At 64.5% G+C, this 10,800-nt stretch carries 11 protein-coding genes; 9 read left to right on the forward strand and 2 right to left on the reverse strand.

Features of this window, described 5'->3' with window-relative positions; genetic code table 11:
* Positions 1–84 precede the first annotated feature (84 nt).
* On the reverse strand, positions 85–1,167 hold the full coding sequence (serC, locus tag THSYN_RS20830) for a 3-phosphoserine/phosphohydroxythreonine transaminase (protein WP_100920821.1): 1,083 nt from the start codon (positions 1,165–1,167) through the stop codon (positions 85–87).
* Positions 1,168–1,222: 55 nt separating this feature from the next.
* Positions 1,223–3,907, reverse strand: a complete 2,685-nt coding sequence (gene gyrA / locus THSYN_RS20835) for a DNA gyrase subunit A (RefSeq protein WP_100920822.1) — start codon at positions 3,905–3,907, stop codon at positions 1,223–1,225.
* A gap of 361 nt (positions 3,908–4,268) precedes the next feature.
* On the opposite strand from gyrA, the gene THSYN_RS20840 reads away from it, so the two are divergent.
* From THSYN_RS20840 to THSYN_RS36070, 9 genes are all read left to right on the forward strand, one after another.
* The gene (locus tag THSYN_RS20840) at positions 4,269–4,781 is read left to right on the forward strand and encodes a hypothetical protein (protein WP_236848632.1); all 513 of its coding nucleotides are present in this window, start codon (positions 4,269–4,271) and stop codon (positions 4,779–4,781) included.
* 2 nt (positions 4,782–4,783) lie between these two features.
* A complete protein-coding gene (locus THSYN_RS20845) occupies positions 4,784–6,061 on the forward strand; it encodes a hypothetical protein (RefSeq protein WP_236848633.1) in 1,278 nt (425 codons plus the stop codon).
* Between the two features lie 522 nt (positions 6,062–6,583).
* Positions 6,584–7,648 carry a linear amide C-N hydrolase gene (locus THSYN_RS20850; protein WP_216644599.1) on the forward strand — a complete coding sequence of 355 codons (1,065 nt, stop codon included), beginning with the start codon at positions 6,584–6,586 and terminating at the stop codon, positions 7,646–7,648.
* 483 nt (positions 7,649–8,131) lie between these two features.
* Positions 8,132–8,494, forward strand: a complete 363-nt coding sequence (locus THSYN_RS37405) for a TIR domain-containing protein (RefSeq protein ID WP_418219945.1) — start codon at positions 8,132–8,134, stop codon at positions 8,492–8,494.
* A gap of 17 nt (positions 8,495–8,511) precedes the next feature.
* Complete coding sequence (locus THSYN_RS20860; protein ID WP_236848634.1) at positions 8,512–8,760, forward strand: hypothetical protein; 249 nt, start codon at positions 8,512–8,514, stop codon at positions 8,758–8,760.
* Positions 8,761–9,126: 366 nt separating this feature from the next.
* The gene (locus tag THSYN_RS20865) at positions 9,127–9,390 is read left to right on the forward strand and encodes an FmdB family zinc ribbon protein (RefSeq protein ID WP_100920824.1); all 264 of its coding nucleotides are present in this window, start codon (positions 9,127–9,129) and stop codon (positions 9,388–9,390) included.
* A gap of 244 nt (positions 9,391–9,634) precedes the next feature.
* The gene (locus tag THSYN_RS20870) at positions 9,635–9,853 is read left to right on the forward strand and encodes a YgaP family membrane protein (RefSeq protein ID WP_100920825.1); all 219 of its coding nucleotides are present in this window, start codon (positions 9,635–9,637) and stop codon (positions 9,851–9,853) included.
* Positions 9,854–9,970: 117 nt separating this feature from the next.
* The gene (locus THSYN_RS20875) at positions 9,971–10,204 is read left to right on the forward strand and encodes a YgaP family membrane protein (protein ID WP_100920826.1); all 234 of its coding nucleotides are present in this window, start codon (positions 9,971–9,973) and stop codon (positions 10,202–10,204) included.
* Between the two features lie 210 nt (positions 10,205–10,414).
* The gene (locus tag THSYN_RS36070; RefSeq protein ID WP_236848635.1) at positions 10,415–10,786 is read left to right on the forward strand and encodes a hypothetical protein; all 372 of its coding nucleotides are present in this window, start codon (positions 10,415–10,417) and stop codon (positions 10,784–10,786) included.
* Positions 10,787–10,800 lie beyond the last annotated feature (14 nt).

A 10,800-nucleotide genomic window follows, 5' to 3' on the forward strand; every position in this document is an offset into this window, starting at 1 on the left:
AACAGCGAGCGGTAAGTGCGCTGCTGGATTTATTTGCGTCCTTTTACGCTCATTTGCGGCAAAATTATCTTCTCTTCTCTGCGCTCAGCCGTGCGTGCGCTCGAATTCCGCCATGTAGGCGACCAGCGCCTGCACCCCCGCCTCCGGCATGGCGTTGTAGATACTCGCGCGCATTCCGCCCACCGAGCGGTGGCCCTTGAGCGTGGTGAGGCCCGCGGCCTTGGCGCCCTTGAGGAAGGGATCGTCCAGGTCCGGCGTGGGGAGCGTGAAGGGGACGTTCATCCAGGACCGGGCGTCCGGTGCCACCGGGTTCGTGTAAAAGCCGGAGGCGTCGATGACGCCATAGAGCATTTGCGCCTTACGCTGATTGATGACCGCCATCGCGTCCAGACCGCCCAGGTCCTTGACCCACTGGAACACCAGCCCCGCCAGATACCAGGCATAGGTGGGCGGGGTGTTGTACATGGAGTCGTTATCGGCCTGGATCTTGTAATCGAGCATGGTGGGGGTGCCGGCCAGGGGTTGGCCGATCAGGTCCTCACGCACGATGACGATGGTCAGCCCCGCCGGACCGATGTTCTTCTGGGCCCCGGCGTAGATCACACCGAAGCGCGACACGTCGATGGGACGCGACAGGAGCGTGGAGGACATGTCCGCCACCAGGGGCGTGCCGCCGCAGTCCGGCACATAGGGGAACTCCACGCCCTCGATGGTCTCGTTCGGGGTGTAGTGGAGATAGGCGGCAGCGGACTTGAGCTTGAGCTCGGACTGCTTTGGTGCGCGGGTGAAATGCTCGTCCTCGGTGGTGGCGGCCACGTTGACACGGCCGTAGCGGCGCGCCTCGGCGATCGCCTTCTTGGACCAGGAGCCGGTGTTGAGATAGTCCGCCCCCTCGGCCCCGCGCAGCAGGTTCATCGGCACCATGGCGAACTGGGTGGAGGCCCCGCCCTGGAGAAACAGCACTTTGTAATTGGCGGGGACGCCGAGCAGTTCACGCAGGTCCGCCTCGGCCTTGGCTGCGATGGCCATGAACTCCTTGCCGCGATGGCTCATCTCCGCCACACACATGCCGCTGCCCTGCCAGTCCAGCATCTCGTCCCGGGCCCGCAGGAGCACGGACTCGGGCAACATGGCCGGACCGGCGCTGAAGTTATACACGCGTGACATGTTAAATCTCCGCTCAACTGTCTGAAATGGTGGCCCCGCAAGCACGGGGCCGGGCCTAATCGGCAGGCGTTTCGCCCGCTTCGTCGTCCCCATCAGCGCCCGGCTCGGTGTCCGGGTCGTCTTCGTTGTCCAATTCGTCGCTCGCAACGCCGCCCGGGTCGCCGTCGGCCGCCTCCCCGGTCTCGTCCGGACCTGTCCCATTCTCGCCCTCCAGGGCAACGATGCGCTCGACATACCGCAGTTTCTCCCCTGACCCCAGGCTGATCAGCTTCACCCCCTGGGCGGGACGGCCCACAACCGGGATCTGGTCGACCGGCGTGCGGATCAGGGTACCGCCCTCCGTGATCAGCATGATCTCGTCGCCGGGACGCACCAGCACCGCGCCCACCTGGGCGCCGTTGCGATCACTACCGGCGATGGCGATGACACCCTTGGTCCCGCGGCCCTTGGTGGGGAACTCGGCCACCGTGGTACGCTTACCATAACCGTTTTCGGTCACGCACAGGATGGTCCCGGGCTCCGGTACCACGAGCGCGATGACCCGCTGGCCCTCGTCCAGCATGACCCCGCGCACCCCGTGGGCACCGCGGCCCATGGCCCGGACGTGGTCTTCGCTGAAGCGCACCGCCTTGCCGGCGGAGGTGAAGAGCATCAGGTCGCGCTGCCCGTCGGTAATGGCCACGCCGACCAGAACCTCGTCTTCATGCAGGTCGATGGCGATGATGCCGCGCGCGAGCGGCCGCGAGAACTCGGTCAGCGGGGTCTTCTTGACTGTACCGGCGCTGGTCACCATGAAGACGAAGTAGCCCTCCTCATAGGCACGCACCGGCAGGACCGCGTTGATGCGCTCCCCCTGCTCCAGGGGCAGCAGGTTGACCATGGGCCGACCGCGCGCCCCGCGCCCGGCCTGCGGCAACTCGTAGACCTTGAGCCAATAGACCCGGCCGCGGCTGGAGAAGCACAGCACCGTGTCGTGCGAGTTGGCGACGAAGATCCGGTCGATAAAGTCCTCTTCCTTGAAGGAGGTCGCGCTCTTGCCCTTGCCGCCGCGCCGCTGCGCCTGATAGTCGCTGATCGGCTGGGCCTTGACATAGCCCTGGTGCGACATGGTCACGACCACGTCCTCGGGGGCGATCAGGTCCTCCAGCGTCAGGTCCGTGTGGTCCACCAGGATCTCGGTGCGGCGCGCATCCCCGAACTGGTCGCGGATGGCCGCGAGTTCCTTGCGGATCACCCCCATCAACTGGTCCGGGTCCGAGAGGATCAACAAGAGGGCGGCGATCTGCTCCAGGATCTCGCCGAACTCGCCGAGGATCTTCTCCTGCTCCAGGCCGGTCAAGCGCTGCAGCTGCAGGTCCAGGATCGCCTTGGTCTGACGCTCGCTCAGCCGATAGCCGCCGGCGACCATCCCGAAGGCGGCCTCGAGTTCCTCGGGCCTGGTCTGCTCCGCCCCGGCGCGGGCCAACATGCCGGTCACCGCCCCCGGCGGCCAGGTGCGGGCCATCAGGCCCTCGCGCGCCTCGGCCGGGTTGGCCGCGGCACGGATCAGCGCAATCACCTCGTCCAGGTTCGCGAGCGCGATGGCATAGCCTTCCAGGATATGGGCGCGATCACGCGCCTTGCGCAGTTGGAAGAGGGTGCGGCGGGTCACCACGTCGCGGCGGTGGCGCAGGAAATACTCCAGCATCTGCTTGAGGTTCAGCGTCCGCGGCTGGCCGTCCACCAGCGACACCATGTTGATGCCGAACACACTCTGCATGGCGGTGTGCTGATACAGGTTGTTCAGCAGCACCTCGGGGTAGGCGTCCTTCTTCAGCTCGATGACCATGCGCATCCCGTCCTTGTCGGACTCGTCGCGCAGCCCGTCGTGGGCGATGCCCTCGATCTTCTTCTCCTTCACCAACTCGGCGATCCGCTCCAGGAGCTTGGCCTTGTTGACCTGATAGGGGAGTTCCGTGACGACGATGGCCTCGCGCCCGCTGCGCTTCTGGGTCTCGATCTCGGTGCGCGCGCGCATGACGCAGCGCCCGCGCCCGGTCCGGTAGGCCTCGCGGATACCGCGCACGCCGTTGATCGTGGCCGCCGTCGGAAAGTCCGGACCCGGCACCAGGGCCATCAGGTCCTCGATGGTCGCCAGCGGGTTGTCGATCAGGGCCAGACAGGCGTCGATGACCTCGCGCAGGTTATGCGGCGGGATATTGGTGGCCATGCCGACCGCGATGCCGGAGGAGCCGTTCACCAGCAGGTTCGGGAAGCGCGCCGGCAGGACCGTGGGCTCCTGCTCGGTGTTGTCATAGTTCGGGATGAAATCGACGGTGTCCTTGTCCAGGTCGTCCAGCAAGGCGTCCGCCATGCGCGTGAGGCGCACCTCCGTGTAGCGCATGGCCGCCGGCGGGTCCCCGTCCACCGAGCCGAAGTTGCCCTGGCCGTCCACCAGCAGGTAGCGCAGCGAAAAGGGCTGCGCCATGCGCACCATGGTGTCGTAGATGGCCGAGTCGCCGTGGGGGTGGTACTTACCCATCACGTCGCCGACCACGCGGGCCGACTTGCGGTGGGCACGGTTCCAGACGTTGCCCTGTTCGTTCATGGAGAACAGCACCCGGCGGTGCACGGGCTTCAATCCATCGCGCACGTCCGGCAGGGCCCTACCGACGATCACGCTCATGGCGTAATCCAGGTAGGACTGGCGCATCTCGTCTTCCAGATTGATCAGGATAACTTCGCGGGCGAAATCAGGCATGGGTAGGACGGGCTTCCAGGCTGCGCAACGGCCGCGGCGGGACTTGCCCCGGGCGGCGGCTAGGGGGGTACGGACAAGACCGGGCATTGTAGCACGGGGCCGCGCTCGGCCCCAGTGGGGTTGTGAGCGCAATGGCCGGGGAGGAATCAGCCGCCAGGCGAGGATTCCGCCGCGTGGTCTGCGCCCACCCCTGGGTGGCTGATGGCCCCCGAGACAGTGGCCCCCGAGACATTGATGGAGTGACGCGGTTAGGTTAGTCTTAGACGAAGTCTAACCTAATCACCCACTGCCCAGGCGCGGGCGGCGGGGCCGCGTATGCAGTGCCCCCAGCGGCTCGTCCGAGCCCAGGATACCGGTTTCTATGGGCCGCCCACCAAGCCCCGCCACCGCCAGATCGACGACACCGATACCGCCCGGGCGCTTGGACTCGGCGCCCCGCCAGGCCAAGAACGTAGGTCTCGCGGCTGTCTCGCTGCTCTGTGGGCTGGTCTGTGCCTTGTGGCCGCCCGCGGCCGCGGTCCAGGAGTTGATCGTCAACCAGGATTCTGCCCATCGCCAAGTGACCCAAAACGAGGCCCGGCTCTACTTCACCCTACGCCTGCAACGGTGGCCCGACGGCCAGCCCGTGCAGATTTTCGTGCTGCCTGACGAGGACCCGCTGCACGTCGCCTTCACCAAGAATCTGCTCGGGTTGTTCCCCTACCAATTGCGTGGCGTATGGGATCGGCAGGTGTTTTCCGGCACCGGCCAGGCCCCGACCAGGGTCGCCGACGAGTCGGAGATGATCCGACGGGTGGCGACGACCCCAGGCTCCATGGGCTATGCACACTCCGCGCCCCAGGACCCCCGGGTCCGCACGCTGGAGGTGCACTGAACATGGGCGTCCGGCGCTCCATCACGGCCTGGAAACGCCGCGCCCCAGCCGGGCGGCGAGCGTTGCCCGCACACCAGCGTGCCCGGGGCCTCTGCGCGGCGCTGCTCGCCCCCCTCCTGACGCTGCACCCCCTGTCCTCAAAGGCCGCAGAATCCGTCTGGACCAGCCTCCAACTCCATGGCTTCGCCGCCCAGGCCGTCCTCGGCACCAGCGACAACCGCTGGTTTGCCCGCTACGACGGGGCCTCGTTCGACTTCACCGAGGTTGGCCTCAACGCCTCGCTACGCCCCCAGCCCTGGCTCCTCCTGGCGGGCCAGGTACTGGCGCGGCGCGCCGGTGAGATGTACGACGGCACCCCGGCCATCGACTTCGCCTTGGCCGATGTCAGCCTCCTGTCCACGCCGCGGCAGCGCGCCGGCCTGCGGCTGGGGCGCATCAAGAATCCGCTCGGCCTCTACAACGAGACCCGCGACGTCCCCTTCACCCACCCCGGCATCTTCCTCCCCCAGGTGGTCTACTTCGACAAGGTGCGTAATCTGGTCCTCTCCACCGACGGGGCCATGCTCTACGGCGAGACCGACACCGCCCTCGGGACCCTGAGCCTGAACCTGCAGGGCGGGCAAGCGGTCATCGACACCAACGTCGAATGGGCCTACTTGGGCGCTGACTTCCCGGGAAGTCTGGAGCCGGACGGTAATTCCTGGCTCGCCGGCCTCTGGTTCAACTCCCGGTTAGAGCGCCTGAGACTCGGCGTCAGCGGCGTCTCGACGGCGCTGCGTTTCGACCCGTCCCGGCACGCGGGTTTCACCCTAGGCCCCGGTACTACCGACATCCGCTACTTGATCCTGTCGGCCCAATACAGTGCGGAAAACTGGACACTCACCTCCGAGTACGCCCGCGAGCCCTTACAGTGGAAGGGGTTCGGACCCTATTTCCCCGATCTGCGGATCACCACCGAAGGCTATTACGTCCAAGGGACCTGGCGCCCGCACCCCGCCATCGAACTGCTGCTCAACTATCAAGAGGGCTTTGCCGATCGCACTGACCGTAACGGCCGCGCCTACGCGGTCGCCTCCAAGGGGCTAAGCACGGCATCCTCCAGGTTCTCCCGGATCTTGAGCGTCGGCATCCGCTGGGATATCAATGAGCACTGGATGCTGCGCGCCGAATACCAACACCATCAGGGGGCCTTCGTCCTGTCCCCGCGCGAGAACCCCGACCCCGGGCAACTCGTCGAGCACTGGGATCTGTTCGCGGTGCAGGCGGTGTTCCGGTTCTGAGCTGGAGTCCAGGGCTGAAGCCTTGGATCCCAGACGTTTTCTCTCATTCCAAAGATCCCCTTGGGGACGCGACCGGATTCGCAAGCGTAGCGCATCCACCACACCGCCGGGGTCGGTGGATGCGGCGCGATCCAACGTCGTGCCCGTCCCAGGCACCGTGCTGCGCGCCTTATCCACCCTACAGGACTCGGCTGTCTCGCGGGAGTGTCGCCGCCTAACGCACTAAGAGTCCAGCACGATGCACCATCCATCACATTGATAAAAAATGATTTCTTAGATCGACTCCCGAACGGTTCCCAGTTTATCAGACAGTATTGCCGCCGAATCGGGGACGAGACGGCGAAGGTGCCGTATAACACCCGACGGTGCGGCGGAACATCGCCTCAAGAGCATTGACAGGCGCGGGAATGTTTGATCCACTGTGCCAGGCCAGACGGTTTATGAGGTAGTTCGTCCGGCGAAATCTAGTTCGACGGCATCACCTCACCAACGCCAAAGGAAGCAGAGACGAAGATGAGACACATGAACCAATACACGACGATGAAGACTGTGGTCAGCACCTTGGTCATCGCGACCATCGTATTCGGCCCTTTGCACAACGCACAGGCTTGCACACGTCTAGTTTATGAGACGGGCAATCAGTCCTACATCACCGGACGGTCCATGGATTGGATGGATACTTCCGCCAAGACGGCGCTGTGGGCCTTTCCCAGAGGGATGAAGCGCGATGGAACGGTCGGTGCCGACCCGATCAAGTGGGGCGCCAAGTATGGCTCAATTGCTGTCTCTTTCTATGATGCCGGAACGGCCGATGGCATGAACGAGAAAGGACTCGTAGCGAACCTGCTTTATCTGAAGGAAGCCGAATGGGGTGATGCGACCAAGTCAGGAAAGCCCACTCTGACCGCTGGCGCTTGGGCACAGTACTTCCTCGACAACTTTGCAACAGTGGGGGAGGCGGTTGCCGCCATGGCCAATCCCCCATTTGCCATCATTGCTCCTCCACTGCCGAATGGTCACGCAGCGGGCCTGCATCTTTCACTTTCTGATGCGACGGGCGACTCTGCGATCCTTGAATACATCAATGGCAAACTCGTGATTCACCATGGCTCGCAGCACAGGGTGATGACCAACTCACCAACGTTCGACCAACAGCTCGCGCTGAATGTCTACTGGGAAAAGGTTGGGGGCGACCGTTTCCTTCCGGGCACAATCAGTGCCGCCGACCGGTTCGTTCGCACGAGCCACTATCTCAAATTGTCACCGAAGTACAAGGATCCCGAGCTGGCGCTCGCATCGGTGTTTTCGCAGGTACGCATGATCAGTGTTCCACTCGGCATGGCCGATGCGAGTAACCCGAATATCGCGATGACACTGTGGCGGACCGTGGCGGATCATCGGGCCAAGATCTACTACTTTGAGTCCGCGATCTTCCCCGCCGTGTCGTGGATCGATATCAACAAGGTTGATCTGACTGAAGGTGCTGCACCGAAGGTCGTCAGGATTGAGCGTGGCCAGCCTCTCGCGGGCGAGCTTTCGGCAGCGCTCAAGCCAGCTGAGCCCTTCAAGTGGCTTGGGGCAGAATGATCGGGTGCGTTGAGGCTGGCAAGGCAATACGCGACTCGTTAACTCGGTGCGGAAGAAACCGTCGAACAAGTCGCTGCAGCGGACGGCCCTTAGGGGCCGCCGCTGACCTCCAACGTTAGGCCTCACAACAACCCCCCGGCTTTGATCATCGTTCCGGCCAGTGGCGGTCCGTCCACAACCGGACGTCGAGGCTTCAGCCGGTGGCGGTTCCCGAGATATCCAAGCGAAATCAGTGGCGCCTGCACGCTGGACCGGCTAAAGCCTCGACCTCCAGTGGCCGGAAGGACGATCGAGGCCAACCCCCCTTAAGCGCACCCACAGAAGAACATGCGACGATTGAGCGTTGAACGACTGGCACCCAGCAAATGAGCATTGAGTTTCTGAAGACTGACTTCGATAAGGTGAGCTACCTGCTCAACTTAGCGGAAGGTCTTCATAGTTCACGGCCGTAACAACGAAGTCAAGCAAGAAGTCAGTCGCTTCATTGAGCACCAAGGAATCGAAGCCATCGTCCTCCACGAGCAGGCGAGCGCCGGAATGACTATCATTGAGAAGATTGAGCACTACTCGAATGATGCAGACTTTGCTTTAGTTCTCTATACCGCCTGCGATCATGGCCGCGGAGTCCATGAGACAGAGATTCCGGCGAAGAATCGTGCCCGGCAGAACGTCGTATTCGAACACGGATACCTTATGGCCAAGCTCGGCACGAGAACGTTTGTGCCCTGGTCCAGGGCGACATCGAAAAGCCAAACGACATCAGCGGAGTTGTCTACGTCGGTTTCCCGCAGATATGGCGATCCGCTCCTCAGCCTGATCTGGGGGCCGACTCACGGGGGCTTATGATGCTGACAACAATAGAAGTGGAAATCGACAGCAGCGGGCACGTTCGTGCCCTTGAACCCTTGCCCTTTGTCCTGCGCGGGCGTGCCTATCTGACCATGCTGTCGGACCCGGATGAGCGGCCTGACGTCGCACCTGCCGCCAGCCCCACCGCCGCGCGGGCACTGGAACTCCTTGCGTCACCGCGCTTCGCCCGGCGTCCACAGGCGGCGCCGGAGGAGGTACGGCAACGCATCGATACACTGCGTAACGACTGGGATGACCGCTGATGAGGCGCGCTTACCTCGATTCGTGCAGCGTGTGCTCGACATGCAGTCGCCCACTCCAGCCTAGACCCCTTGGCGCTCGTCGTGACTGGCGCCGTTGATCTCGGCGAGGATATCGTCTATCGCAAGATGGTCGAAAAGTGCCGCGCACTCCTCCGTGTAGTTTCCTGTACCGGTGGAAAACTGACCGATAAAGCGCATGGTATCGGCGACCCCGATCTCACGGCAAACGGTTCGGGTACGCCGCCCGTCAGGCCGACGATCACCTGCAGACCAGCGGCCACGACCGCGTCGGCCTGTTTTCAGGCCGACGGGCAGCGCCTATAATCACCAAATATCAGAGATTACCGATACACCGAGGAGCATCCCATGCCGACCTACGACTACCGCTGCAGCACCAACGGCCGCGTGCTGGAGGTCAGCCACCGCATGAGCGAGAACCTGAGCACCTGGGGAGAACTGTGCCGCCAGGCCGGGGTGGAGACCGGGGACACCCCGGCGGAAGCGCCGGTCGAGCGCCTGGCGACCGGCGGCACCATCATCTCCAGCACCAGCCGGGGCAGCGGCGCGGCACCCATGCCGCCTTGCGGGAGCGGCGGTTGCTGCGCGGGCGGGGTGTGCCCGATGCACTGACGTACCGCCACCGGGACCGGCGCCGCACCGTCGCGCGGCGCCTCCGGGAGCGCCTTCGTTTTTTCGCTTTGACGACGCGGCGGTATTACCCCTAGTATGGCACGGCTTCCAGGGCGCGATCCCGCGCCCGGGAAGGACCGCGGCCGGGTGTCGGTACCGACCGACCCGGCTGCTGACTGCCGCCGCCGCGGCCTGCACCGGCAGCGGGATGGCAGCCCACCGTTACCAACTGGAGTAATCCCTGATGAGCTTCGATTTCCGTAAGGCCAACGTCGGCGATTCCGATCGCGCGATCCGCTTCCTCCTCGGGTTCGGTCTGATCCTGGTCGGCTTCGTCCACCATAGCCGGACCGTCGGTGTGATCGGCGTCCTGCTGATCCTCACCGCCTATCTGCGCACCTGCCCGGTCTATACCCTGATCGACTTCAAGACCAACAAGGGCGAGGCCCCGGCCGGCAAGTAGGCCCGGGAGCGCCCGCCGCCGCGCGCCGGATGGATCACGGCGCCCGGCGGCGGGCACGCAACGGACCTCGGCCATCTCAGGACCCCGGCCCCGTCACCCTCAACCGGAATAATCGCCATGAAATTCGACATCAAAAAGATCATGAAGGTCAACGTTGGCCAGAAGGATCGCGTGATCCGCGTGATCGTCGCCATCTTCCTCCTGATCGGCTTCTACAACAGCGGCTTCCAAAGCTGGATCTCGGCGCTGATCGCCCTGGCGCTGCTCGCGACCGCCTGGTTTCGCTTTTGCCCGGCCTACCTGGTCGGCGACATCAACACCTGCAAGGACCAGCCGCCGGCCGCCGGCTAGCGCGCAGGACCAGCCCCGGCCGGGTCAGCGGACCCGGTTCGGCGCCGGGTGCGATCAGAACTGATGTGTTAACACCTATCTCGTAGGGTACGCATCGCGTACCCGCCGAGCTGCGGCGACCGCCGGAGCCAGGTACGCGATGCGTATTCGACAGCGACCGGACGTTCCCACGGACGGGGCGTCGTTGTCGTTGTCGTTGTCGTTGTCGGATTGTTCGATTACGACAACGATCACGACAACGACAACGACAACGACAACGACAGCGTACCCGGGACCTCGGTCGCCACATCAGTTCTGATCGCACCCATCGGCGCCGGACGCTTTCCCTCCCAGCCGCGGCCCCCCTATACTCCCGACCACCACCACCCACCGGGCCCCGCCATGCCCCGCGCCACCCTGCTGCGACAACGCCTGCTGGCCCTGTTCCTGGCGGCCCTGTTCGCCTTCTTCTCGCCGCTGCCGGGCCGCTTCGAGTCGCTGCCCGACCTGCACGGCATCCCCGCGCTCGATCTCTATCTCTTCGGCGTCTGGGCACTGGTGATCGCGGCCGCCGCCTGGACCTGCTCGCGGGGCCGGGATTGAACCCGCCCGCCGCG

The organism is Candidatus Thiodictyon syntrophicum (assembly GCF_002813775.1).
Classification (GTDB): domain Bacteria; phylum Pseudomonadota; class Gammaproteobacteria; order Chromatiales; family Chromatiaceae; genus Thiodictyon; species Thiodictyon syntrophicum.